The following is a 24,821-nucleotide window of genomic DNA, read 5'->3' as shown; positions in this document are numbered from 1 at the left end:
CACCCCGACTCGAAGGCCTCAGATGGCGGTTTCGCAACACAACTCGACACAAAAGACGAAAAACCCCGTGCGCCTTTCCGGTAGAGCGAACTACCGAAAAAGGCGCACGGGGCCGAAGGCCCTGCCGTCAGAAGTTGATCATGTGGCCTGCGAGGCCGTGGATCGCTTCCTGCAGAGCCTCACTGAGTGTGGGGTGGGTATGGACGTTGCGTGCCAACTCGTTGACCGTGAGGTCCCACTTCTGGGCCAAGGTCAGCTCGGGCAGCAGTTCCGAAACGTCCGGTCCGATGAGGTGCCCGCCGAGCAGTTCGCCGTACTTCTTGTCGGCGATCAGCTTGACGAAACCGGTCGGGTCACCGAGACCGTGTGCCTTGCCGTTGGCAGCGAACGGGAAGTTCGCGACCTTGACGTCGTAGCCCTCGGCCTTGGCCTGCTCCTCGGTCAAACCGAACGAGGCGACCTGCGGCTGGCAGAACGTCGCACGCGGCATCATCCGGTAGTCACCGAGTGTCTGTGTCTCCGCGCCGCCGATGGTCTCGGCAGCGACGACAGCCTGAGCTTCTGCGACGTGCGCGAGCTGCAGCTTGGCGGTGACGTCACCGATGGCGAAGATGTGCGGGACGTTGGTGCGCATGTAGTCGTCGATCGCGATGGCGCCGCGATCGGTCAACGCGACACCGGTGTTCTCGAGACCGAAGCCCTCCACGCGCGGTGCGAAGCCGACGGACTGCAGAACCTTGTCGACGACCACGGTCTCGATCTCGCCGGACTTGTTGTCCTTGATCGAGACGGTGACCTTGCTGCCGTCGTCGCTGATGGACTGCACAGCGGCACCGGTCTTGATGGTGACGCCGAGCTTCTTGTACTGCTTGGCGATTTCCTTCGAGACGTCGGCGTCCTCGTTGGGCAGTGCCCGATCGAGGAACTCGACGATCGTGACGTCGACGCCGTAGTTCTTGAGGACGTAACCGAACTCCATGCCGATCGCGCCGGCACCGACGATGAGGATCGAACCCGGAAGGTCACGGGTGAGGATCTGCTCTTCGTAGGTCACGACGTTCTCGCTCAGCGAGGTGCCGGGCAGCAGCTTGGTGTACGAACCGGTCGCGATGATCGCGTTGTCGAACGTGATCGTCTCGGTGCCACCCTTGCTCAGCTCCACGCTGATGGTGTTGGCGTCGACGAACGTGCCCTTGCCGTCGTACTCCGGGATCTTGTTCTTCTTCATCAAGAAGTGAATGCCCTTGACTCGCCCGTCCGCGACCTTGCGGCTGCGATCGAAAGCGGAGCCGAAATCGAAGGACACGTCTCCGGACATGCCGAACGTCTTCGCTTCTTTCGTGAAGATGTGCGCGAGTTCGGCGTTACGGAGAAGCGCCTTGGACGGAATGCAGCCGACATTCAGGCATACACCGCCCCAGTACTTCTGCTCGATGATGGCGGTGCTCAGGCCCAGTTGTGCCGCGCGGATAGCAGCGACGTACCCACCGGGGCCGGCTCCGAGGACAACGACGTCATAGTGTGAGGTCACGATTCACCAGGGTAGTCCTGCATCGTTTCGCTGTCCCCAGATGGTCGCATTACCCGTCGGTAGCCCACACTTCTCGGGCAACTCGGGCGAAATTTCCGCCGTACACGGCCTCGATCGACGGCTCGTCGAAGCCCCGCTCACGCAATACCTGATCAAGTGTCAGCACGTCCTCCGGTGGAGTCCACTGCAGTGGCCCCCACGCGGTGTACGCCTCGGAGAACGACGACGGGTTCTGCTCGATCTCTTCGCGGAAGTCGTCGGCGTCGAAGGAGAAGTCGGAGCCGATCCCGACGTGATCGATGCCGACGAGTCCGACAGCCTCTTCGATGTGGTCGGCCATCGCGGACAGCCGAGCCTGGTCGTCATCCGGTCCGTTGACGCCGAGGAATATGCCCACGCCGTTGATCCCGATGACGCCGCCGGTCTCCGCACACGCTCTGGCCTGATCGTCGGTGATGTTGCGCGGATGCTCCCACAACCTTCGGAGGTTGGAGTGGCTGTAGATCATTGCTCGCTGGGTGATAGCTGAGATGTCCAACCCCGTCTGTACCGAACAATGTGAGCCGTCGACCGTCATTCCGACGCGATTCATCTCGGCAACCAGGTCACGGCCGTATCCACTCAACCCCGTGTCCGCCAGGTCCAAGCATCCGCAGCCGGCAGCGTTCATGTAGTTGTACGTCGGCAACATCGAGCGGACTCCGAGGTCGTAGAAGTACGAGACGTTGGCCAGGTCTCCCTCCAGCGGATTCGAGTCCTCCAGGTCGAAGGCCAGGGCGATTCCGCCGGACTCCTGAATCTCGACGACGCCGTCGACGGTGAAGACAGGGGTTATCTCCGGAAACTCGACCCGCGCCTGCCACGCGAAACTCTTGGCGATTGCCGTCGAGTCCGCGCGAGTCTGCGGCGAGTAACCGACGTTCACCGAAACGTAACTCCCCGCTGGGCGCTGATATCGGAGAAGATCTTCGACAGACGCGTTCGACTGCAGAGGTAGGCAACAATGTTGTTCCCATAGTGGATATGTCCGGTTCACTCACTAATCCCGTCGATGATCAGGGAAATTCACCTGAAACTGGTCGTACGTTCAGCAAATCTCTGGTTCACTGGCGGATAACGCACCGATGCGGTAGAACTTACAAGACTCACACGCCCTGTACCTATCGACAGAGCATGTACCCAGCATGAATTCCCGTACGGGAACAGCAACAAAGGACCGTTCACTCCTGGGCGGATTCGAAGGAATTTTAGGTGGAGGTTTCTGAACGTATGCGTGCTCGCACTTTCAAGCGTGGCCGTCTGGTCGCCGCTGTAGCCGCAGTATCCGTGCTGCCGATGCTGATCAGCCCTGCAGTGTCGTCCGCAGGCGGAGATCCGTCGACCACCACGGCAACTGTAGCCAAGGCAAACACAACGGGTTCCAAGCTCTCGAGCCGCACGGACAACGGGCGCATCGCCACCATCAAGGTGTACTCCCCTTCCATGGAACGCGATATTCCGCTCGAGGTCATCCTCCCGGCAGACGGCAGCGAACCCCGCCCGACGCTCTACCTGCTCAACGGTGCAGGCGGCGGCGAAGACCGGGCGACGTGGCAGCGTCAGACCGACGTCAACGAGTTCTTCGCTGACAAGAACGTCAACGTCGTCACCCCGCTCGAAGGTGCATTCAGCTACTACACCGACTGGGTGAACGACGACCCGTCCCTCGGCCGTCAGAAGTGGCAGACGTTCCTGACCCAGGAACTCCCGCCCGTCATCGACGCCGAGTTCAACACCAACGGCGTCCAGTCGATCTCCGCGATCTCGATGACCGCGACCTCGGTCCTCAACCTCGCCATCGCAGCTCCGGGCCTCTACAAGGGCGTCGGTGCATACAGCGGATGCGCCGAGACCAGCACACCGGTCGGCCAGTCCTCCATCGAACTGGTTGTGGGCATGCGCGGCGACGCTGACGTGACCAACATGTGGGGCCCCCTCGACGGCCAGGGCTGGATCGACAACGACCCCGTCGTCAACGCCGAGAAGCTCCGCGGCACCGAACTCTTCATCTCCACCGGCTCCGGACTCCCCGGCCCGCACGACACCCTCAACAACGAGGCGATCAACGGACAGGTCGGCACACTCGCCAACCAGGTGATCGTCGGCGGTGTCATCGAGGCAGCAGTCAACTACTGCACCCACAACCTCGCCTACCGCCTCAACGATCTGAAGATCCCGGCCACCTTCGACTTCAAGCCGACCGGCACCCACTCGTGGGGCTACTGGGAAGACGATCTCCACAACTCCTGGCCGATGCTCGCTCGCTCGATGGGCATCTGACCGAAATCGTTTCAGCTCGACCCCGCTCCCTGCACTTCCGGGAGCGGGGTCGAGTTCTTTTCAGAACTAATTCGAGGGTTAATTCCGGGGCCAATTCAATTGTCAGGCAAGCAAATCGCGTCACTTTCTGCTGCTGCTCTGCTTTACTGACACATAACAAAAAGTGAACCTGTTCCAGTCAGGGCTCACAGGCACTTCGATCCGTTCCGGATCCGAAGACATTCAGGTGGAGGATCCGAACGTATGCGTGCTCGAATTTTCAAGCGTGGCAGTGTGATCGCAGCTCTCGCAGTGGCCACGGTGCTGCCGATGCTGATCAGTCCGGCGACAGCTTCTGCGGGCGGTGACACGTCCGGATCGCACGTCGTGAGCAACACCAAGACCGGCGACCGCAAGGTCACCATCTCGGTCTTCTCCCCGGCGATGGATCGCAACATCCCGCTCGAGGTCATCCTCCCCGCAGACAACAGCGAACCCCGCCCGACGCTCTACCTACTCAACGGTGCAGGCGGCGGCGAAGACTCGGCGACCTGGCAACGCAAGACCGACGTCATGAACTTCTTCCAGGACAAGAACGTCAACGTCGTCACACCGCTCGAAGGCGCATTCAGCTATTACACCGACTGGGTGAACGACGATCCGGTTCTCGGTCGCCAGAAGTGGCAGACGTTCCTGACCAAGGAACTCCCGCCCGTCATCGACGCCGAGTTCAATACCAACAAGGTCCAGTCGATCTCCGCGATCTCCATGACCGCGACCTCGGTCCTCAACCTCGCCATCGCGGCTCCCGGCCTCTACAAGGGCGTCGGCGCGTACAGCGGATGTGCCGAGACCAGTACTCCCGTCGGTCAGAGTGCGATCGAACTTGTCACAGGTACCCGCGGCGGAGCTGACATCACCAACATGTGGGGCCCGCTCGACGGTCAGGGCTGGAAGGACAACGATCCGGTCCTCAACGCCGAGAAGCTCCGCGGCACCGAGCTCTACGTCTCCACCGGCTCCGGACTCCCCGGCCCACACGACACTCTCGCCAATCCCGCGATCAACGGTCAGATCGGTGCGCTCGCCAACCAGGCGATCGTCGGCGGCATCATCGAGGCAGCGGTCAACTACTGCACCCACAACCTCGCCTACCGCCTGAGCGACCTGAAGATCCCGGCCACCTTCGACTTCAAGCCGACCGGCACCCACTCGTGGGGCTACTGGCAGGACGATCTCCACAACTCCTGGCCGATGCTCGCTCACTCCCTGGGCGTCTGACCCGATTCATTCTCACTCGACCCCGCTCCAGTGTTTCGGGAGCGGGGTCGAGTGCTGTCGGGAGCGAGCAGTAAGAATGGACGTATGACTTCCGATCAGCAGCCCACCACCGGCGACGACCCCTACCTCTGGCTCGAAGACGTGACCGGTGAGTCTGCACTCGATTGGGTCCGTCAGCACAATGCCGTGACCGAGGAGCATCTCACCGACAACGAGCGCTTCGATCGACTGCAGAGCGACGTGCGCGAGATCCTCGATACCGACGCGCGAATCCCCTACGTCCGCCGTCGAGGTGAGTTCCTCTACAACTTCTGGCGCGACAGCACCCACGTTCGCGGATTGTGGCGACGCACGACGTTCGATCAGTACGTCACCGACGACCCGGAATGGGACGTCCTCGTCGACCTCGACGCCCTGGCCGAGGCCGAGGGCGAGAACTGGGTCTGGAAGGGCACGCAACTTCTACGGCCACACCGCAACCGTGCATTGATCAGCCTCTCCCGCGGCGGGGCAGACGCGGCGGTCGTTCGCGAGTTCGACATCGACAAGCGTGAGTTCCTCGCTCCCGAGGGCGAGAATCCCGGCTTCTACCTTCCCGAGGCCAAGACCGACATCGACTGGATCGACATCGATACCGTCTACGTCGGAACGGATATCGGACCAGGGTCGCTCACCGATTCCGGATATCCCCGTCTGGCCCAGCGGTGGAAGCGCGGCACTCCCCTCTCCAGCGCCGAGACCGTCTACGAGGGCCAGTCCACGGACGTGGCCATCTCGGCTTCGCACGATCCGACGCCCGGGTTCGAACGAGACTTCGTCACTCGCTCGGTCGATTTCTACAACTCTCAGCATTTCGAAGTTCGCCCCGACGGTGAACTGGTGCTCGTGGACGTCCCCGAGGACGCCGGGATCTCGATTCACCACGAGTGGTTGTTGATCCGCACCAAGTCCGTGTGGGCCGTCGAGGACACCGAATATCCGACCGGCGCACTGCTTGCCATCCGTTACGACGATTTCCTAGCCGGCTCACGCGCACTGACATCGATCTTCGAACCCGACGCACATTCGTCGCTCGAGCACTACACCTGGACACGCGATCATCTGATTCTGGTGGTCCTGACCGACGTGCGCACGACGCTGCGCATCCTGACGCCGGGCGAAAACGGCTGGGAGGATCGACCTTTCGAAGGGCTTCCAGAACTGACCAGTATCGAAATTCTCGACACCGACCCTGATGTCAGCAACGAGTACTTCGTCAATTCGAGTGGATACACCTCCCCTGCAACTCTTTTGCACGGCGTGATCGGCGAAACCGAACCCACTGCCCTCAAGCAGGCTCCCTCGTTCTTCGACGCCGAGGGCATCACCACGGAGCAGTTCTTCGCCACCTCTGCCGACGGCACCCAGGTTCCGTACTTCGTGGTGCGCAGTCCGCGTAGCGAGCCCGGCCCCACCCTGCTCTACGGGTACGGCGGATTCGAGATCTCGCTGACACCGTCGTACAGCGGTTCCCTGGGCCGTGCATGGCTGACGCAGGGCGGAACCTATGTGGTTGCGAACATTCGTGGTGGCGGCGAGTACGGACCCGGTTGGCACACACAGGTTCTCAAGGCCGGGCGCCACAAGGTGCACGAAGACTTCGCTGCCGTCGCGAGAGACCTCGTCGATCGCGGAATCACGACCCCGGATCTTCTGGCAGCTCAGGGCGGAAGCAACGGCGGCCTGTTGATGGGCATCATGCTGACCAAGTACCCCGAACTCTTCGGCGCCATCGTCTGCCAGGTTCCGCTGTTGGACATGCGTCGATTCCATCTCCTACTGGCCGGCGCTTCGTGGATGGCCGAATACGGTGACCCCGATGTCCCGGAGGAGTGGGCATTCATCTCGGAGTACTCGCCGTATCAGAACATCGACGCCGCCGCGTCGTACCCACCGATCCTGATCGCGACGTCCACCCGCGACGACCGCGTCCATCCCGCGCATGCCCGCAAGATGGCCGCACGGCTGGAAGAGCTTGGCAAGCCGGTGCTGTATTTCGAGAACATCGAGGGTGGCCACGGCGGCGCCGCGGACAATGCTCAGCTGGCCTTCAAGACTGCGCTGACCTACGAGTTCCTCTGGCAGAAACTCGGCTGATCTTTCAGCGGTCGCGCAACCACGCGACGACGCGCTCGCTCACAGCGGTGGGATTGCGTATCCAACCGTTGTGACCGAGTGGTTCGTCGATGTGCGTCATCGTCACTTGGGCCCCGGAGAGCTTGTCCACCAGGTTCTTTGCGGACCGGCGCGGAGCGAGATCGTCCCCTTCGATCGTGATCGACAGGACCGGCAAGGTCAGGCGAGCGATCCGCTCCTCGTAGTCGATATCCGCACCGACGGGTTCCATGCGACCGGTCCTGGCGAACCGGGCCCAATCGGTGATCAGTACCTTCGACTGTCGACCGAAGCCGCCGACGTTGACCCGGTCTCCCGGCCAGAAGCCGGCGATGTTGGCTGTCACCGACATCGCGGACGAACCCAGATAGAGTCCGGGCGCACGGATTCCGGGGAATCCGCGGTGATACGGCGATCCGGAGGCAACCAGGATCAGTCCGCCGAGCCGGCCCCGAATCCTGGACGCGTACATGACCCCGATCTGGCCGCCCATGCTGTGCCCCATCAGAAATGGTGTGCTGGCCGGAAACCGCTCACGCACCACCTCGAACGTCGCCGGACAATCGATCGAGACCAGTTCCTGATATCCGAAAACACTCGACGCGCTCGGGCGCGGTTTGCTGTCACCTTGGCCGCGCAGTTCACCGATGGCCGCATTGAAGCCGGCTTCGACCAGGGCCTGCGCCACCGGATCGTAGAACCCGGCGGGAACTCCGAGCCCGGGCAACATCACCACCACGGGTGCGTCGTCGTTCGGTCCGGGAAACAGACGGATCGGGGTCACGGTGCCGTCGGGGAGTTGGATCGGTACGGTCTCCATTCAACTCACACTAACCACCCACGCCGCGGATGGGCAGGGCCCACGCGCCGACTATTCGAGGCTTCCCACGATCAGCGGATCCGGAGTACCCACGATCTCGTAATCCTTGTTGTCGTAATCGAACTGACTGAGAACGTGACGCATCGCGTTTATCCGCGCGCGTTTCTTGTCATTGCTCTTGATGACGGTCCACGGAGCGGTGTCGGTATCGGTGAACCGGATCATCTCTTCCTTCGCCGCCGTGTACGCATCCCACTTGTCCAGAGAAGCGATGTCCATCGGCGAAAGCTTCCACTGCCGAACGGGATCGACCTGTCTGATCGCGAACCGCGTGCGCTGCTCCAGCGGCGAAACCGAGAACCAGAACTTGATCAAGCTGATGCCGTCGTCGACGAGCATCTGCTCGAACAACGGCACCTGGCGCAGAAAACGCTCGTGCTCCTCGTCGGTGCAGAAGCCCATGACCCGCTCGACCCCGGCCCGGTTGTACCAAGACCGATCGAACATCACCAGTTCCCCGGCGGCGGGAAGGTGCTGCACATAGCGCTGGAAGTACCACTGCGTCGACTCGCGAGCCGACGGCTTCTCCAATGCGACGACCCGTGCGCCACGAGGATTGAGGTGCTCCATGAATCGTTTGATCGTTCCGCCCTTGCCGGCAGCGTCGCGTCCTTCGAACACGATGGCGTGCCGTGCGCCGGTTTCTTTCGACCAGTTCTGCAGCTTGAGGAGTTCGATCTGCAGCAGACGCTTGGACATTTCGTACTCGTCCCGAGGCATCCGTGCGTCGTACGGGTAGCCCTCCCGCCAGGTGTCGACCTCGAAACCGTCCGGCGACGTCAGCAGCACCGGATCGTCGTCGTCATTGTCGTCGACGGTGAAGGCGGCGGTGTCGGCGAGATCGACGGCAGTCGAGAGATCCGCGAAGGCGCTGAGGAACGGTCGGCGTTCTGCTAAATCGGTCACCGCCGACAAGTTAGTCTCCCGCAGCGACTGTTCGGTGAAGCTGGGATGAACTACCGGGGTATGACACGGCGGCCTCAAAAGATCAGGGTGCAGATGGGGGTCGTCCCCGATGGTGCGCGGCGCCATCTCGCTTCAGAATTGAACCATGACATTCGAAAGCAACACACCTCGCCCCTTCACCCGTTCCAACGACAAGAAAATGTTCGCCGGAGTGTGCGGCGGAATTGCAGATTACTTCGGCGCCGACGTAAATCTTGTCCGTCTACTCGCCGTTATCGCCGCTATTTGCACGGGTGGAACCGCGGCTTTGGTATATCTCGCCGCCTGGATGCTCATGCCGTTAGGTTGAGAATTCCGGCACTTGACATGGCGAGAATTACGCGCCGACAAAAGATATTTCGGGGCCTACGCGCCAACACGAGCAGGCCCCGAAATCAACAATCTACTTGGCGGCCTTCAACTCTCCACCGCTGAGCGCAGCGAGGGCCTCGAGACCTTTGACGGCCAGGCCACTGACGCTGCCCAACCAAGATGTTCAGAAAACTCGGGGACGACGGGCGGCGTAAAGCTGAGGGTGTCGAGAGATTATCGTTCGACGAACTCACGATTTTGGTCGGAAACTGCCTGCAAAAGCGTCGTGAACCCCACCCGCAACAATTCGACGTAGTGCTCGATATCCGGCATCGTCTCTCGCGAGACGATGACATTGAGCGTCAGAGAACCTCCACGCGCGGCAATGAGGAAGTGGCGCAGAATGTCTCCGTCGACCGGCGCCTGCCCGCCGAGTACTGCCACTGCCGGCGCACCCTCGAAGACATTGCCGTCGACCGATACCGGGACATTGCTGATCGTCGTGTTCTGAATGACCTTGTGCGAAGGGTCCAGCTTGTTGAGTCGGCGCGAGAGACCGGTGAGTCTGAGCAGAGCCGCAGGCGAGGTTTCGATGCGTGTGCCGTAACGACGGACGGCTGGGTGTGAACTCCGCCCTTTGGCCCTCAGCGCCGAATCCCTGATCCGTGTCAGCCGCTCGACCGGATCTTCGACGTCCGTGTGCAGATCGACCGTCAACAGCGCCAGTTGGTTGGCCGACTCCCATTCGGCGATCTGTCGCATCGATCGGGGAACCATCGCCGCCAATCCACTGGCCGACTTCTCGCCCTTCTCCGACAGGTACACGTCGAGAGCACCGGCGACGACGGTCAGGAAGATGTCGTTGACCGTCACGCCCGGAACGGCCGCTCGGATCGCTTTGATGTCTGCGCCGTCCAGCGTCAGGAAATCGATCGTGATGTCTCCACCCAGCACGCCGTTGAATCGGGTCGGTAGGCGGTCGGCCGAGTACGTAGGTAGCTCTCCGGCCTCTTCCGCCTCCCGAACCGTCTCGGCCGCAACCTTTGTCACGGACAGACCCCGGCCGAAGCGGATCGCCTGGCCGGGCAAACCGACGACCGTGCGCCCGATCAAATCCAGCGACGAAAGCCCCGAACCGGCACGCTTCGTCTCCGGCTTCGGCGGACCGGAGAACAGAAGGTTGGTCAGATCGCGGATCGCCAGACCGTCACCGGCCCCGTGGTGGGTCTTGAGCATGATCAGCGTCAGATTGCCCGGCAGCTCGTCGATCCCGTGCACGCCGGTCATGACGTGCAACTCCCAGGGCGGCCGGGACAGGTCCATCGGCTCCCCGAGCGAGCGCCCGAGCAATTCACGGACCGGCGTCCACCCGGCAACAGGGGCACGCTGAACGTGCACGTGATCATCGACGTCGAAATCGGCCGGGACCCAATAGGGATAGTCCAGATCCAGCGGAACTCGCTGGAGGCGACTCGTGAACAGTGGCCAGTACCCGAATCTTTCGGTGATCCACCGAACCGCGTCGGCGTGCGTCATCTCTGCGAGCGGATGGCCCGTCGTGTCGAAGAAGTAGGCGCAGACCATGTGGCTCAGATGTCCGCCGGACTCGTTGTAGACGAACTCCGCGTCTCGCGGTCCCATCTGAGATACCGCGGCTGGCAACGAGTTCCGAAAGATCATGCATGCCCCTCAATTCCGACGCTGAACGAATGTCCGAATTGTAGCGAGCTGACATGCAGATCCTCTGGGTTCTGCTCGGAATCGTTGGGTATCACCAAATCCAGCAATCGGAGAAGGTGCCTGCGATTCCGATCGATCAGGAGGCAACCTCTTGGTCAGGTGAATCCGCAGTCTGCATCGCGGCTGCCGCCGCCAAATCATCGAAACTTGCTCGCAGTAGTTCGATGTAATGGTGGAGATCGGGCATGGTCGCGGTATCCGCGATGACGTTGAGGGTCAGTCCCCCACCTGCTGCGGCGACCATGAAATGCCGTAGCCCATCCCCGTCGATGGGCGCTTGCACTGCAAGCACAGCCGCGCCCGGAGCGCCGGCAAGCGTCAACCCTTCGACCGAGAGTGGAATGTTACTCACCATCGTGTGCTGGTAACGCGGTCGATCGAGGCTGTGATCGTTCTGCTTGCGCGCATACGCCATCAATCTCATCAACGGCGCCGGCGTGGTCTCGACTGCGGCCCCGGCACGCCTGACCGCGGGATGGGACGTACGCGCCTTCTCCGACCGTGCCGAACTCGAAATGAGCGCCAACCTCTCCAACGGGGACTTGACCTGGGTGTGCATATCCACCAGCAGAGCCACCAACTGATTCGCCGATTCCCACGCTTCGACCTTGCGTACCGAGCGAGGAACCATCGCAATCAAAGAACCGCTTGGCGTTTCATCTTTTTCCGTGAGGTAACGCGTCAGAGCGCCTCCGACGACGGCGAGCAGAACGTCGTTGACAGTGGCACCGGGCACCGAATCCTTGATCGCACGGACCTGCTCCCCGGACATTGTCATCGGTTCCAGAGAGGCCACTCCACTCACCTTGCCGTTGAATCGAATTGCAGGCCTTTCGTTGAGGCTCTCCACCCATTCTCCGGCCTTCTTCGCAGCGTCAGCATCTCGCTGAGCGCGTCGGTTGCCTGGTACCTGCCTTGCGAAGCGATATATTCGGCCGGGAAACCCCAGTAGCGACTTGGTGAATATCCTCGCTCGCACAAACGGCACAGACGGTTCGGACCCAGCCTGCTGCACATTGCCCGAAAAGATAGTTTCGCCCAACGTCCTGATGGCGATACCGTCAGCTGCACTGTGGTGAGACTTGAGCACCACCGCCGTCAGTCGGCCCGGCAATTCTTCAAGTCCCTCCAAACCTACGAAGAAGTGCAGTTCCCACGGCGGACGGCGCAGGTCCATCTTCGTCGTCAACAACGCGCTCAACGGCTTTTGCAGTGCTGCCCATCCTGTGTCATCGATCTTGTTGACGTACACGTGCTTTCGCACGTCGAAGTCAGGGTCTGTCACCCAGTAGGGATGGTCCAGTCCCAACGGAGTCCGTTGGACTCGTTGAGTGAACATACGATCACATCCAAGGCGTGCGGTAACCCAGTCCACTGCCTGTTCTGCCGTGAATTCCGCGCTTGGGTGCAACGATGTCTCGAAGAAGTACACAGCGATCAGATGGTTCAGGTGACCAGCGCCCTCGTGATAGATGAATTCGGCATCGCGTGGGTTCAGCTGCGCCATCCTTGCGCCTGACGTGTTGGACGCGCCCATTGAACTCCTTGTATCGCGGCTGGTTGCCCGCACATTCGCCTGAGTGCAAAGCTTGTGACTATAAATCCGGTGATTGCAAAACCAATGGTCCCCGAAGCCACAGGGCTACGGGGACCATAGTTTCAAGCAAGTGCAGGTTCGCCTGACTGCTCCGCTACGATGCTGTCCTCGACAACCGAACAATATGATGCAGTCGCTGGAGTGATCACGGCTTTTGTGGAGGATCCTTGATGATCTTGCTTCCAGCGGAAGTTAGACCAAGCATGCTCGATACCCACGTGATCATTCCGGTTAAATAAGTTTGCAGCATGACCGATTCCGTTCTTCTATGGCGTGGGGGAAGACGACAGCGCGTTCAAATACTTCACAAACGTGCCTACGAGATCGATCGATCCGAAATCGACGATCTTGGACAGGTAGTCCAGGAAGAGATCGAACATCTTTTCTCCTTCTCCTTTTACAGGCCGGCTACGGAACCGAGGACCGATTGGACGCTGCCTGCCGCAGCCTCACCGAGCGCACCGCCCATGTTGAGGCTTCCGGTGATCGACAAGAAGATTCCGTCAACGACCTTGACCAAGTAGAACAGTGGATCCACCAGGGATCCGACGTCAACGCTAGCGAGCGCACCTATCAAACTAGCTGTGTCCACCGTATTTCACACTCCTTGAGATTGATTTCGTTCACTGGGTAAATCAATTCACTTCTCAGTCGACGTTCGGGAACCACCCGAAGTCAACCGAAGCCATAAACGGGGTAAACAAAGCCACCCCGAGAATGTTTTTGATCAACCCCCCGGCCTCGCCCTCGAGAACATCCGCAATCGATCCCAGATCCATCATTCACTCCTGTCATCAAGAAACATTGGAAGAAGAACTTGCAGGTGCCGTCAACTGAGGTCGATTGCCGAAACCAACGATCCGGTGACCCCGTCGATTCCCGGCATGAGCGAACCGGACCAGACGTTACCCAGCAGGTCGGTGAACAATGCCGCCGTTGTCTGCAGGAACATGACGATCATATTGAATCCCACGCTTTCGATTGGCCGCGAATACTCACGGAACATTTACATTGGAATGCTTGATGCAGCCCACAAAGAGCCGGTCCAAGTAGCAATTAAAGAATCTCTGTCGAACGATGAAACCGAGATCCTCCGGGGTGGGTGCCCACTTTCCGCGGCTGTGACTGACATCAAGGTAGTGCAATAGGATCCGGTTTGGGTGCCTTTTGCCCAAGAATTTCAGATGGATCTGAAACCTGTTCCATATTCGCAGGTCTAGCGTCCAAGACGCTTGAAAATCGAGCAAAATGGAATAGCAACCGGAATGCACGTCATCCGAAAGGCCTAGTACTTGAGGGTATTCAGAACAGAATTATCCACCAAAAGAACTAGAGGTATCCGCACTTCACAGGTTAGCGGAGGCGAACAATCGGGACGGAAAATATCAAACATCCTTCAACATTCGGATAGATGAAGCTTCTCGTTCCCCACCTTCTCGATACACCTGTTACGCCATGAGGTTGTCCACACACACGCGGCCATCCACAAAGTGGCTTCTGAATCCGCGTCGTCAGGCCCTTGCCGCCACAGTGCATACGTGGAAGTTGTCACGAGAAACCAGTTGCTCGAGCAGGGCACCTCGAGCAGTTCGATCTCTCGATCCACGCGGTCAGGGCGACTCCATCGAATCCTGCCGTCGGTGTACTCCACCGAAGAACCTGGATACTTCGAGCGTTGCGTCGCGGTCACACTGTGGAAGCCCGAGGCCGTCCTCAGCCATACCAGCGCGGCCTGGCTGTGGGATCTCCTGCCGGAGGAACCACGCTTTGTCGAGGCCACCGTGGCTCCCAGCGTCCGAGCAGGCAGTCCGCAGTGGGTACGGCTTCACCGACGAACAGGAGTCTCGTCGGATGAGTGGATGGGTTTACCGATCGTGCCGATCGAGCAGTGCTTCATCGACGTCGCGACCACGTTGCCACGGCCGGAACTCGAGGCCTTCTTCGACGCGGCCGTATCGACCCGAGTGCCGTGGAAGTCGATAGCCGAACTGTGTGATGCGAGGCGCGGCAGGCACGGGATCCTCGCCGTACGCGAACAACTCCGCACCTGTTGCCCGCTCACTCGTTCGGAACCGGAGCGAGCAGTCGCCCGTGCGCTGACTGCGCGCAACGTCCACCTGGAGATCAACGCTCGGGTCGGACCCTACTTCGGCGACCTGGTCGACACGCGAGCCCGGGTGATCGTGGAGATCGACGGGCGCGAATTCCATACCGACCCCGCAACTTTCAACAACGATCGACGGCGTCAGAACGCACTCGTTCTCGACGGATGGATGGTGTTGCGTTACTCCGCCGCCACCGCGATGGCCCATCTCGACGCTGTGGCGGACGAAATCATCACAGTGGTCCGAAGACGCCGACACAACCGGACGTAAGCGCGGGCGTAAACGCACACAGCATCGAGCGTGCAACGGGAAACCGCGATCGCGTCGCAGCAGTGGACAAAAATGCCCACATTCATCTCCAGACAAGCAAAAGCCCGGCCCACCGAATGGTGGGCCGGGCTCTAGGAGCTAGGTGGAGATGGACTCAGAAGTCCATGCCGCCCATGCCGCCGGTCGGATCGCCTGCAGGCGCTCCGGCCTTCTCGGGCTTGTCAGCGACAACGGCTTCGGTCGTCAGGAACAGAGCCGCGATGGACGCTGCGTTCTGCAGTGCCGAGCGGGTGACCTTGACCGGGTCGTTGATGCCTGCAGCGAGCAGGTCGCCGTACTCGTTGGTCGCAGCGTTGAGGCCGTGACCTGCGGGCAGGTTGGAGACCTTGTCCGCAACAACGCCGGGCTCGAGGCCTGCGTTGAATGCGATCTGCTTGAGCGGAGCGGACAGCGCAACGCGAACGATGTTCGCGCCGGTTGCCTCGTCACCTTCGAGCTTGAGGTCGTCCAGTGCGGGAGCTGCCTGGAGAAGTGCAACGCCACCGCCGGCGACGATGCCCTCTTCGACGGCTGCCTTTGCGTTACGCACTGCATCTTCGATGCGGTGCTTGCGCTCCTTGAGCTCGACCTCGGTAGCAGCGCCGGCCTTGATGACTGCAACGCCGCCGGCCAGCTTGGCCAGACGTTCCTGCAGCTTCTCACGGTCGTAATCCGAGTCGCTGTTCTCGATCTCGGCGCGGATCTGGCTGACACGACCGGCGATTGCGTCGGCGTCGCCGGCACCCTCGACGATGGTGGTCTCGTCCTTGGTGATGACGACCTTGCGTGCCTGGCCGAGGAGCTCGAGGCCTGCGGTCTCCAAGGAGAGTCCGACCTCTTCGCTGATGACCTCGCCACCGGTGAGGATGGCGATGTCGGCGAGCTGAGCCTTACGACGGTCACCGAAGCCGGGAGCCTTGACGGCAACAGACTTGAAGGTGCCACGGATCTTGTTGACCACGAGGGTGGAGAGAGCTTCGCCCTCGACGTCCTCGGCGATGATCAGGAGCGGCTTGCCGGACTGGATGACCTTCTCCAGCAGGGGCAGCAGGTCCTTGACCGTGGAGATCTTGGAGCTGACGAGCAGGATGTACGCGTCTTCGAGGACGGCTTCCTGACGCTCTGCATCGGTGGCGAAGTACGCCGAGATGTAGCCCTTGTCGAAGCGCATGCCCTCGGTGAGCTCGAGCTGCAGGCCGAAGGTGTTGGACTCCTCGACCGTGATGACGCCTTCCTTGCCGACCTTGTCCATAGCCTCGGCGATGAGCTCACCGATGGACGGGTCGCCGGCGGAAATACCGGCGGTAGCAGCGATCTGCTCCTTGGTGTCGATCTCCTTGGCGGTCTCGAGCAGGCGAGCTGTGACAGCCTCGACAGCCTTCTCGATGCCGCGCTTGAGGCCGAGCGGGTTCGCGCCGGCTGCGACGTTGCGCAGGCCTTCACGGACCAGAGCCTGTGCGAGAACGGTAGCGGTGGTGGTGCCGTCGCCAGCGACGTCGTCAGTCTTCTTGGCGACCTCCTTGACGAGCTCGGCGCCGATCTTCTCGTACGGGTCGTCGAGTTCGATCTCCTTGGCGATGGAAACACCATCGTTGGTGATCGTGGGGGCGCCCCACTTCTTTTCGAGAACGACGTTGCGACCCTTGGGGCCCAACGTCACCTTGACAGCGTCGGCGAGGGCGTTGAGGCCTCGCTCGAGGCCACGACGTGCCTCTTCGTCGAACGCGATGATCTTTGCCATTGCGAAGTGATCCTCCGGATAGGGGGTGACACACAAGGTGACCGCTCGTCGGGTCACCTCATCGGCACAAGGCGACCGTTTGACCAGTCACCTCGTTACACGGGCGACCGATTTGCCTGGTCACCCATCTACGCCTGTGGTCTAGTCAGTGCCCGCGACGGACGACCGGGGGTGTCTATGGTTCCCGGTCTCACTGCCTCGACCTGGCACTCACGGTTCGCGAGTGCCAACTGCATTTTTAGCACTCGAGCGTGCCGAGTGCAAGGTTGAGCCTCAGCCCGCGATGCAGAACTGTCCGTTACTCAAATTGACCGCAAACGAGAGCACTCCGACGCAGTCGACGCCGTTGGCATCGGCCGTAGCGCCCGCTCCGTAACCGGCGATGGCGAAGGTGACGTTGCCGTCAGCCGCCCCGGCCCGCGCGATCCCGCCGCCGAGCGCAAATGCCTGCGCCTGACCGTTACCGCGAGAAGCCCCCAGCGCGGTTCCGAAGCCGTTTGCATATGAATTGGAGTACCCGTTGTCGGCGGCGACGCTCACGGCGGTACCGCTCTCGGCAGCACCGGCCTGCGAACGGCCGGCTCCGACGGACTGCGCGCCGCAGCTCGCGGTCCCGGAGACCTGGATGTCATTGGCCGACGGCGGCGAGACACACGTGACGGGGGCTGCCGAAGCAGCTCCCGCACCGGTCAGCGCCAGCCCGGCGGCGAGCCCCATACCTACAGTCATCACAGCCCCTGTTCTCGCCAGGCGGCCCCCCAACCGACTACTGGAAATTCCGCTGACTCGAGAGGATGAGCGACGGAACCAGACTGACGAGATCAAGGGCATAGAAAACTCCTTCGTGGAACAAGTTCATTGGATTCGGGCGCGAGAGTACCCGCTCGAGTGAAGTCCGTCACCCCCGCCTGGTCAAGCCTCGAGGACGACCCCGAGAAGGGCCGGAAGATCCGCGACCGAATCGATGACATGATCAGGCTTCTGAACCGACAGGTCGAGCACTGTTTGCCGAAACTTGCCTGTGCGCACCAGAACTCCGGTCAAGCCGACTCGTTGGGAGGAAAGGACGTCCCCGATCAGATCGTCGCCGACCATCACCGTCGCCTCCGGTTCGACATGCATCAGCTCCGTGGCTGTCAGGAACCCCGTGAGAGACGGTTTACCCACTGCGGCGATATTTACACCTGCCACTTCCTCGAAGCCCGGCAAGTACGTTCCTGTATCGATCCGAAGGCCGTCTACGGTCTCCCACATCATGCCGCGGTGCATCGCGACGACGGGCACACCGGCGAGCAGAAGTTCGAGCACTCGGCTCAGCGCCTCGTGGGTGAACTCCGGGCCGGCGCCGCCGAGAATCACGACCTCCGGATCGGCGTCGTCGAATTCGATTCCCTCGAGATCGGCAGACACGTCACCGTGATTGAGGACCCACGCCCGCGCGTCCGGGTACGTCGCCCGCACGTACTCCCCCGTGAGCCTGGCGGCGGTCACTATCTGGCTCGCCTCGACCTCGATACCCGCATCGCACAATCCCTGCGCGATGAGCGTCGAACTGCGCGAGGTTGTGTTGGTCAGAAACCCACAGGCCAATCCGCGCCGCCGAACTTCGCGTACTGCTTCCCCTGCTCCCTCGATCGGCTGCCAGGACGTGAGCAGGACTCCGTCGATATCGAACAGAACACCTTCGATGTCGGCCATTGCACCAGCCTATATTCGCCATCGAGGTCCTGCCGAGGCGTCGTAACCCGAAATCCGTCGATCGCTCAGTAGGCTCCCACCCATGGACCTGCGCGACGACGACCTCTTCTCCGTTGCCGGTTCTCTGGCCGAATTGCTCGGCGCTCCCGTCACGATCGAGGACGAGAACTCGACTGTCCTCGCGTACTCCGGCGGCGAGCAGGCCGTGGACGAAGCTCGCATCGGCACGATCCTCGGCCGGCAAGTACCCAGTCGATTCCGCCAATTACTCTCCGATGCAGGAGTATTCGATCGCCTCCACCGAGAGAGCGACCCAATCTACGTCGACCTCGAAGACCCTGCGATCACGCCGCGACTGGTCATCGCAGTTCGCGAGAACGATCACCCCGTCGGCTCGATCTGGGTCGCACTCGCCGGAACACCGACGCCCACACAGGAATCGATACTTCGATCCGCGGTATCCGTCGTGGCCGAGAGAATCGCCTCGGAGCGTGACCGGGTCGACAGCACACGCCGTCGCCAATCCCAGCGCGTCCAAGCTCTGATCGGCGGTGGCGAACCCGCATTCCGCGCCGCAGACGACTTGCGGTTGGCAGGCCCGCTCACCGTCGTCGCCGTCGGAACAGTAGCGGGACCACTGCCGGCGGGGTTGGTCGCCTCTTTGAGCTTGTACCTCGACACTCTGGCCGTCGACGCCGTTGCCGCTCAACTGTCCGAGACCATCTACCTTGTCATCGCGACCGACGAGACCAACGCTCGCCGATTGTCCGCCGACTTCCTCACCCGCGCCCGTGGCCGCGAATTCCTGGCAGTGGCCGTCGGTCGGACAGTGAAGTCTGCAAGCGAATCACATCTTTCACGCTCGGACGCCGACCATGTTCTCGGAGCGCTTCGTCATGGCCGGTCCGGCGGAACCGTCGCGGGAATGAGGGACACGTTGGCCTCCGTTCTCGCCCTGCACGTCGCCGACATCATCGACGGACTCGGCGACTCCACACCACTCGGAAGCCTCGAACGCCACGACTCTCAGCACGGCAGCGATCTGGTCGCGACGGCAAAGGCCTTTCTCGAGCACGGCGGTGACGTGGCGAATTCTTCTGCCGCACTGCATGTTCACCCCAACACGCTCCGCAACCGCCTGCGTCGAGGCAAGGAGATGTGCGGCGTCGACCTGACCGACGCCGACACCCGCTTGATTCTGATGCTGCAGTTCAAACTCGGTCGCTGAGCAGGCGCGGCGGTGCGTTGTGCGAATCCACAACGAGGTAGCTCCGACGATGGCCGAACGGCCAGTCCTTTTGCCGCCCCCGCGATTCATGCTTGAGAGAAGAGCCGGATGTGACCGGCGTCTCGGTTCGAGCAGAGTCTGTAGAAGGAGTGCGTCATGGGAACTCGTCAGAGCCCCGATCGTGTGGTCGTGGTCGGTGCGGGTGTTGTCGGATTGTCGACGGCCTGGTTCTTGCAGGAACGTGGAGTCGAGGTCACCGTCGTCGATCGCGACGGCGTCGCAGCCGACGCGAGCTGGGGCAACGCCGGTTGGCTTGCCCCCGCATTGACGCTTCCGCTGCCCGAACCCGCAGTGCTCCAATACGGCTTGCGCGCGATGCTCAGCCCGTCGTCCCCGGTGTACGTGCCACTGACCACCGATCTGAAGCTGATTCGGTTCCTGGTCGGGTTCGCGCGCCACTGCACGCCGTCGAAGTGGCAGGAAGCGATGTCGGTCTACACCGAGGTCAACCGAACAGCCTTGGGCGCGTACGACGAACTCGCCGACGGTGGCGTCAAAGAGCTGACCCGCCTGGCCGATCCTTTCCTCGCCGCGTTTGCGTCCGAGAAGGACCGACAGACCTTGGTGGACGAGTTCCACCACGTCGAAGCTGCCGGCGGAGAAGTCGACTTCGACCTCCTCGACTACGACGCGATTCATTCGCTCGAGCCTTCACTCGGCCAGGGTGTGAAAGCCGGTTTACGCCTGCGCAATCAGCGTTTCATCGATCCCCCGTTGTTCGTGAACTCGTTGGCGGACGCGGTTCGTGAACGCGGTGGAGAAATCGTCAGCGGTTTCGACGTCACGCAGATCGACGATCATGTCGGCGGAGTCAGTGTTCGCAGTGCACACGGTGATTCACGCGACGGTGACGCCGTGGTCATCTCGAGCGGTGCCCGTTTGAACAAGCTCGCCGCACCGTTCGGTGTGCGCAAACTGGTGCAAGCCGGACGCGGATACAGCTTCAGTGTCAAGCCCGAGCACCTCCCCAAGAACCCTGTGTATTTCCCCACCCAGCGCGTCGCATGCACTCCGTTGCACGATCGCTTCCGAGTGGCCGGAATGATGGAATTCCGCAGCCCTGACGCGCCGCTGGATCCGCGCCGCGTGCAGGCGATCATCGATGCGGCCAAGCCGATGCTCAGCGGCATCGACTGGACTGCGCGGGAAGAGGAATGGGTGGGATCACGGCCGTGCACTACCGACGGCTTGCCGTTGATCGGAGCCACGCGCTCGCCGCGCGTGCACGTCGCCGGTGGTCACGGGATGTGGGGAATCGCCCTGGGTCCGTTGACGGGAAAGATGGTGGCCGACTCGATGACCGGTGCTCAGACGCCGACCGTCATGAGTCACTTCGATCCGCTGCGCTGACAGCCGGTTTCACCCACTTGTAGTATGCGCCCGTCAGCAGAACCAGCCATCCGGCGCCGACGAGCAGCGCAACTCGGGTATCGGCGATGACGCCGAGCAACACGATGACAAAAGCCAGGAACACGATCGCGAAGATCTGACCGTACGGCCACAGCGGCACTGGAAACTTCAGTGCCGCTGTTTCGTCTGCACTCATCTGAGCGCGGGAACGGAACTGCGAGAGCAGGATCATGATCCAGACGAAAATGGTGGCGAAGGTCGCCAGCGAGGCGATGACGAGGAACACCTGGTCCGGGATCAGGTAGTTGAGCACTACTCCCACCAACAGGGCAACGGTCATGATGACAACGGTCATCCACGGAACGCCGTTGGCGGAGACTCTCTTCATCACCTGCGGGGCCTGGCCGGCATGCGACATTCCGAACATCATGCGACCCGCACCGAAAACGTCGCTGTTGATGGCCGACAGGGCTGCGGTGATGACGACGATGTTGAGGATCGATGCGGCCGTTCCCAATCCGAGGTTCTCGAAGATCTGGACGAACGGGCTGTTGTCGGAGTTGATGGTCTGCCACGGAATGATCGCCATGATGACGGCGAGGGTGCAGATGTAGAAGAGAATGATGCGCACCGGGACCGTGTTGACGGCTTTCCTGATGGTCTGCGCCGGATCCTCGGCTTCGCCCGCGGTGATACCGATGATCTCGGTGCCACCGAACGCGAACATGACGATCGCGAAACACGCGACGAATCCGCCGAAGCCCGTCGCGAAGAACCCGCCGTCCGACCAGAGGTGGCTGATTCCGGCATCGGTGTCGTGAACGCCGAATCCGAACACGATGATCGCGATGCCGCCGGCGATCATCGCGATGATGGCGGTGATTTTCACGAGCGTGAACCAGAATTCCAGTTCGCCGAAAACCTTGACGCTCAACAGGTTTATCGCGCCGATGAAGAAGACCACAGCCAGAACCCAGATCCATCTCGGTACGTCCGGGAACCAGAATTGCATGTACAGGCCGAAGGCGGTGACGTCGGCAAGGCACACGATCACCATCTCGAACGTGTACGTCCACCCGGTCATGAAACCGGCGAGTGGTCCGAGGTGCTTGTTCGCGTACTCGCTGAACGAACCGGAAACCGGGTTACGGACCGCCATCTCGCCGAGCGCTCGCAACACCAGGTAGACCGCGATACCGCCGATCAGGTAGGCCAGGAGCACCGACGGGCCAGCTCGTTTGATGGCCTCGGCGCTGCCGTAGAACAGTCCGGTTCCGATGGCTGATCCGAGGGCGATGAAGCGGATATGGCGCGCTGTCAGCCCTCGCTTGAGGCCATCCTGCGTCGCGGCGTCGCTGTTCACTTCTCGGTACTCCAGTCGGATGGATCGTCATACGTGCGCGAACCATTGTCCGCTACCACCGCGCGTGTTCCCGCACGACCCTGTTGGACGGCCGTACAGTGACCTGACACACATGGTCCATTGACGGATCGCTTACGATCGACAAAAGTGTTTGTAACTTTACGTAGCATCAACTCGACTGGAGAGACTGTGTCCAACACCCTCGAAGCAAGCATCGACATCGACGCATCACCGCAGGACGTGTGGGCAATCGTCGCCGACCTGCAGCGCATGGGCGAATGGAGCCCCCAGTGCAAGGTGATGAAGGTAATCGGCGGGACCGTGCGTGAGGGTGCCAAGACGATCAACGTCAACCGCAAGGGCCTGCTGGTCTGGCCGACGTCGTCGAAGGTCGTTCGTTTCGAACCCAACAAGTCGGTGGCGTTCCGCATCGCGGAGAACCGCACGATCTGGTCCTACGAACTCGAGCCGACCGCTACCGGCACCAAAGTGACCGAGCGTCGCGAGGCTCCCACCGGAACGTCGAAGGTCTCGCAGTTCCTCGTCAAGACCGTCCTGGGCGGAAACGCCGACTTCGAGGTCGAGCTCGTCGAAGGCATGAATGCCACCTTGAAGCGTGTGAAGAGCGAGGCCGAGGCGGCTGCACGCACCTCTGCTTGACCCTCGACCTGGTCGAGGCATCAGGATCCGTTCCATGGATCCCGTGATGACACAGATAGCGCAGGCACAAGAATTGGCGAGCTCCGGCGATCGAGCCGGGGCTCGCTCTGCGTTCGAGAAGGTGTGGGAAGAGATCAGCGCCGCCCCCGATGCGCTCCACATCGTCTCCCTCGCGCACTACATGGCCGACGTTCAAGACGATCCGGCTCAAGAGCTCTGCTGGGACCTGCGCGCCCTCGACGCTGCCGATTCGTTGACCGACGCGCGAGCCCAGGAACACCACGCATCGCTGCAGGTCGCCGGTTTCTATCCGTCGCTGCACCTCAACCTGGCTGCCGACTACCGCAAACTCGGACGAGACACCGAGGCCGTCGAGCATCTGACGAAGGCCGAGGCGTCGGTCGGCACACTCGCCGACGACGGTTACGGCCGGATGATCAGGGGCGCTATCGAGCGACTGCGGGCAGAATTGATCCGTGACCACTAGTTCCGCTCTCCTGACGATCGGCGAGATGTCCCGGGCGTCGGCGCTCCCGATCAGCGCCCTGCGGTTCTACGACAAGGAAGGCGTGCTCGTCCCGCATTCCGTCGATCCGAACACCGGTTACCGCTGGTACACCGACGATCAGCTCCGCAACGCACGTGTGATCGCCGGTATGCGACGCGTCGGTGTTCCGATCCGCGACATGATGGCCGTCCTGACCGGGCCGGAACCCCATTCGTGCCTGGACGCCCATCTGCGCAACCTCGAGGACGGTCTCGCCGACGCCCGCGCCGAACTGGGACGAATCCACCGCCTGATCGACTCGCTACCTGCCTCCGGCGGCGTGGACATCGACTCGTGGGATCTACGACGCGCACTCGACGCCGTGCTGTTCGCCGTGAACGAGGAATCGGAGTTCCCGATACTTCGCGGCGTCCACCTCGACATTCACGACGGCGTCGCTGCGTTTGTCACCACTGATCAGTTCCGGCTCGCAGTCGCCGAGGTGAAAGTTCACTCCGCTCTGACGGTGTCCGCTGTCGTTCCCGTGGCCTTCGCGCGATTGTTTCGCGATGTCGCCGGCGTCGTGACACTGACTTTCTCCGCGCGCACGGTGAGTGCGTCGTATCCGGGAGGTGAGGTGTCCAGCCCGCTGATCGAGGACGGCGAGTTCCCCGATCACCGAATCCTGCGCGAGCACCACGACGCCGTCGAACTGAGCGGCGACCACCTTGCCGCCCTGCTCAACGGCACCGGGGACAGTGCCGTCGTCAGCGTCGGCGAAGACGGTGGTGCGCGGGTGGATCCGGGCGGAATGGATCCCCGTGAGAGGTTCCGCGTACTGGTCGACCGACAGCGGCTGCGCGACGCCGCCGCAGCCCAACCGGGGCGGCAACTGGTGATCCGAGTAAGCGGTGCGACGCTCCCGCTGGCGATACGCACGGGCGACTGTGTCGGGTACTACTCGTACTTGATGCCGCTGCAGGGACGTGCATGATGCCACTGCAGGGACGTGCATGATGTGGCACTAGCCCGTAGGGGAGAACGCATTCACGTAATCTATGGATGCTCTACCACCCCGTACT

At 61.7% G+C, this 24,821-nt stretch carries 22 protein-coding genes; 10 read left to right on the top strand and 12 right to left on the bottom strand.

Annotated elements, in window-relative coordinates; genetic code table 11:
* Window positions 1-127 precede the first annotated feature (127 nt).
* Window positions 128-1,531, bottom strand: a complete 1,404-nt coding sequence (gene lpdA / locus DBV08_RS14765; protein ID WP_003941477.1) for a dihydrolipoyl dehydrogenase — start codon at window positions 1,529-1,531, stop codon at window positions 128-130.
* A 49-nt stretch (window positions 1,532-1,580) separates the two neighbouring features.
* A complete protein-coding gene (locus tag DBV08_RS14760) occupies window positions 1,581-2,567 on the bottom strand; it encodes a dipeptidase (RefSeq protein WP_060939301.1) in 987 nt (328 codons plus the stop codon).
* Between the two features lie 233 nt (window positions 2,568-2,800).
* On the opposite strand from DBV08_RS14760, the gene DBV08_RS14755 reads away from it, so the two are divergent.
* From DBV08_RS14755 to DBV08_RS14745, 3 genes are all read left to right on the top strand, one after another.
* On the top strand, window positions 2,801-3,850 hold the full coding sequence (locus tag DBV08_RS14755) for an alpha/beta hydrolase family protein (protein WP_007733735.1): 1,050 nt from the start codon (window positions 2,801-2,803) through the stop codon (window positions 3,848-3,850).
* A 243-nt stretch (window positions 3,851-4,093) separates the two neighbouring features.
* Window positions 4,094-5,110, top strand: coding sequence for an alpha/beta hydrolase family protein (locus DBV08_RS14750; RefSeq protein WP_124567883.1), 1,017 nt, complete (start codon window positions 4,094-4,096; stop codon window positions 5,108-5,110).
* An 84-nt stretch (window positions 5,111-5,194) separates the two neighbouring features.
* Entirely contained in the window at window positions 5,195-7,246 is a 2,052-nt protein-coding gene (locus tag DBV08_RS14745) for a prolyl oligopeptidase family protein (protein ID WP_124567882.1), read from the top strand.
* Between the two features lie 4 nt (window positions 7,247-7,250).
* Here DBV08_RS14745 and DBV08_RS14740 read toward each other — a convergent pair whose 3' ends face one another.
* Both DBV08_RS14740 and ppk2 read right to left on the bottom strand, forming a co-directional pair.
* On the bottom strand, window positions 7,251-8,084 hold the full coding sequence (locus DBV08_RS14740; protein WP_020906717.1) for an alpha/beta fold hydrolase: 834 nt from the start codon (window positions 8,082-8,084) through the stop codon (window positions 7,251-7,253).
* A gap of 51 nt (window positions 8,085-8,135) precedes the next feature.
* Window positions 8,136-9,050, bottom strand: coding sequence for a polyphosphate kinase 2 (ppk2, locus tag DBV08_RS14735; protein WP_024487730.1), 915 nt, complete (start codon window positions 9,048-9,050; stop codon window positions 8,136-8,138).
* Between the two features lie 145 nt (window positions 9,051-9,195).
* Between ppk2 and DBV08_RS14730 the strand changes: the two genes are divergently transcribed.
* Complete coding sequence (locus DBV08_RS14730; protein ID WP_003941534.1) at window positions 9,196-9,399, top strand: PspC domain-containing protein; 204 nt, start codon at window positions 9,196-9,198, stop codon at window positions 9,397-9,399.
* Between the two features lie 236 nt (window positions 9,400-9,635).
* On the opposite strand, the gene DBV08_RS14725 is transcribed toward DBV08_RS14730, so the two are convergent.
* From DBV08_RS14725 to DBV08_RS32300, 4 genes are all read right to left on the bottom strand, one after another.
* Window positions 9,636-11,081, bottom strand: a complete 1,446-nt coding sequence (locus DBV08_RS14725; protein ID WP_124567881.1) for a wax ester/triacylglycerol synthase domain-containing protein — start codon at window positions 11,079-11,081, stop codon at window positions 9,636-9,638.
* 136 nt (window positions 11,082-11,217) lie between these two features.
* Window positions 11,218-12,678, bottom strand: a complete 1,461-nt coding sequence (locus DBV08_RS14720) for a wax ester/triacylglycerol synthase domain-containing protein (protein ID WP_124567880.1) — start codon at window positions 12,676-12,678, stop codon at window positions 11,218-11,220.
* Window positions 12,679-13,135: 457 nt separating this feature from the next.
* On the bottom strand, window positions 13,136-13,330 hold the full coding sequence (locus DBV08_RS14715) for a hypothetical protein (protein ID WP_054825594.1): 195 nt from the start codon (window positions 13,328-13,330) through the stop codon (window positions 13,136-13,138).
* 237 nt (window positions 13,331-13,567) lie between these two features.
* Window positions 13,568-13,711 carry a hypothetical protein gene (locus DBV08_RS32300; protein ID WP_153212751.1) on the bottom strand — a complete coding sequence of 48 codons (144 nt, stop codon included), beginning with the start codon at window positions 13,709-13,711 and terminating at the stop codon, window positions 13,568-13,570.
* Between the two features lie 565 nt (window positions 13,712-14,276).
* Here DBV08_RS32300 and DBV08_RS14710 point away from each other — a divergent pair.
* A complete protein-coding gene (locus tag DBV08_RS14710; RefSeq protein ID WP_166810646.1) occupies window positions 14,277-15,113 on the top strand; it encodes a DUF559 domain-containing protein in 837 nt (278 codons plus the stop codon).
* A gap of 154 nt (window positions 15,114-15,267) precedes the next feature.
* Here DBV08_RS14710 and groL read toward each other — a convergent pair whose 3' ends face one another.
* The 3 genes from groL to DBV08_RS14695 form a co-directional block, all read right to left on the bottom strand.
* On the bottom strand, window positions 15,268-16,893 hold the full coding sequence (gene groL, locus DBV08_RS14705) for a chaperonin GroEL (protein ID WP_003941476.1): 1,626 nt from the start codon (window positions 16,891-16,893) through the stop codon (window positions 15,268-15,270).
* Between the two features lie 273 nt (window positions 16,894-17,166).
* Window positions 17,167-17,724, bottom strand: a complete 558-nt coding sequence (locus tag DBV08_RS14700) for a DUF6764 family protein (RefSeq protein ID WP_124567879.1) — start codon at window positions 17,722-17,724, stop codon at window positions 17,167-17,169.
* An 81-nt stretch (window positions 17,725-17,805) separates the two neighbouring features.
* Entirely contained in the window at window positions 17,806-18,591 is a 786-nt protein-coding gene (locus DBV08_RS14695; RefSeq protein ID WP_003941506.1) for an HAD-IIA family hydrolase, read from the bottom strand.
* 82 nt (window positions 18,592-18,673) lie between these two features.
* Between DBV08_RS14695 and DBV08_RS14690 the strand changes: the two genes are divergently transcribed.
* Both DBV08_RS14690 and DBV08_RS14685 read left to right on the top strand, forming a co-directional pair.
* The gene (locus tag DBV08_RS14690; protein ID WP_021343354.1) at window positions 18,674-19,819 is read left to right on the top strand and encodes a CdaR family transcriptional regulator; all 1,146 of its coding nucleotides are present in this window, start codon (window positions 18,674-18,676) and stop codon (window positions 19,817-19,819) included.
* Between the two features lie 156 nt (window positions 19,820-19,975).
* Window positions 19,976-21,229: an FAD-binding oxidoreductase gene (locus DBV08_RS14685; protein WP_124567878.1), complete on the top strand. Its 1,254-nt coding sequence runs from the start codon at window positions 19,976-19,978 to the stop codon at window positions 21,227-21,229.
* Here the strand turns inward: DBV08_RS14685 and DBV08_RS14680 are convergent.
* On the bottom strand, window positions 21,201-22,592 hold the full coding sequence (locus tag DBV08_RS14680; RefSeq protein WP_021333985.1) for an amino acid permease: 1,392 nt from the start codon (window positions 22,590-22,592) through the stop codon (window positions 21,201-21,203). The two genes, DBV08_RS14685 and DBV08_RS14680, sit on opposite strands and share 29 nt — an antisense overlap.
* Window positions 22,593-22,781: 189 nt before the next feature.
* On the opposite strand from DBV08_RS14680, the gene DBV08_RS14675 reads away from it, so the two are divergent.
* Genes DBV08_RS14675 through DBV08_RS14665 form a run of 3 tightly spaced genes read left to right on the top strand, consistent with a single transcriptional unit; the run spans window position 22,782 to window position 24,733 of the window.
* Window positions 22,782-23,252 (top strand): SRPBCC family protein, encoded by a 471-nt coding sequence (locus DBV08_RS14675; protein WP_003941500.1) that lies wholly within the window; start codon window positions 22,782-22,784, stop codon window positions 23,250-23,252.
* Window positions 23,253-23,286: 34 nt separating this feature from the next.
* Window positions 23,287-23,739: a hypothetical protein gene (locus tag DBV08_RS14670; RefSeq protein ID WP_003941524.1), complete on the top strand. Its 453-nt coding sequence runs from the start codon at window positions 23,287-23,289 to the stop codon at window positions 23,737-23,739.
* Window positions 23,729-24,733, top strand: coding sequence for a MerR family transcriptional regulator (locus tag DBV08_RS14665; RefSeq protein WP_124567877.1), 1,005 nt, complete (start codon window positions 23,729-23,731; stop codon window positions 24,731-24,733). Before DBV08_RS14670 ends, DBV08_RS14665 begins: the two co-directional genes overlap by 11 nt.
* Window positions 24,734-24,821: the final 88 nt, after the last annotated feature.

The sequence above is a fragment of the Rhodococcus sp. KBW08 genome, assembly GCF_003852455.1.
Lineage (GTDB): Bacteria > Actinomycetota > Actinomycetes > Mycobacteriales > Mycobacteriaceae > Rhodococcus_F > Rhodococcus_F baikonurensis.
This window is presented reverse-complemented; position numbering and strand designations above follow the sequence as displayed.

Bases quoted from the DNA above. Each gene is read 5' to 3' on its own strand.
- DBV08_RS14730 (WP_003941534.1), top strand. From the start codon at position 9,196: ATGACATTCGAAAGCAACACACCTCGCCCCTTCACCCGTTCCAACGAC.
- DBV08_RS14740 (WP_020906717.1), bottom strand. From the start codon at position 8,084: ATGGAGACCGTACCGATCCAACTCCCCGACGGCACCGTGACCCCGATC.
- DBV08_RS14695 (WP_003941506.1), bottom strand. From the start codon at position 18,591: ATGGCCGACATCGAAGGTGTTCTGTTCGATATCGACGGAGTCCTGCTC.
- DBV08_RS14690 (WP_021343354.1), top strand. From the start codon at position 18,674: ATGGACCTGCGCGACGACGACCTCTTCTCCGTTGCCGGTTCTCTGGCC.
- DBV08_RS14700 (WP_124567879.1), bottom strand. From the start codon at position 17,724: ATGCCCTTGATCTCGTCAGTCTGGTTCCGTCGCTCATCCTCTCGAGTC.
- groL (WP_003941476.1), bottom strand. From the start codon at position 16,893: ATGGCAAAGATCATCGCGTTCGACGAAGAGGCACGTCGTGGCCTCGAG.
- DBV08_RS14720 (WP_124567880.1), bottom strand. From the start codon at position 12,678: ATGGGCGCGTCCAACACGTCAGGCGCAAGGATGGCGCAGCTGAACCCA.
- DBV08_RS14685 (WP_124567878.1), top strand. From the start codon at position 19,976: ATGGGAACTCGTCAGAGCCCCGATCGTGTGGTCGTGGTCGGTGCGGGT.
- DBV08_RS14670 (WP_003941524.1), top strand. From the start codon at position 23,287: ATGGATCCCGTGATGACACAGATAGCGCAGGCACAAGAATTGGCGAGC.
- DBV08_RS14755 (WP_007733735.1), top strand. From the start codon at position 2,801: ATGCGTGCTCGCACTTTCAAGCGTGGCCGTCTGGTCGCCGCTGTAGCC.
- DBV08_RS14725 (WP_124567881.1), bottom strand. From the start codon at position 11,081: ATGATCTTTCGGAACTCGTTGCCAGCCGCGGTATCTCAGATGGGACCG.
- DBV08_RS14745 (WP_124567882.1), top strand. From the start codon at position 5,195: ATGACTTCCGATCAGCAGCCCACCACCGGCGACGACCCCTACCTCTGG.
- DBV08_RS14750 (WP_124567883.1), top strand. From the start codon at position 4,094: ATGCGTGCTCGAATTTTCAAGCGTGGCAGTGTGATCGCAGCTCTCGCA.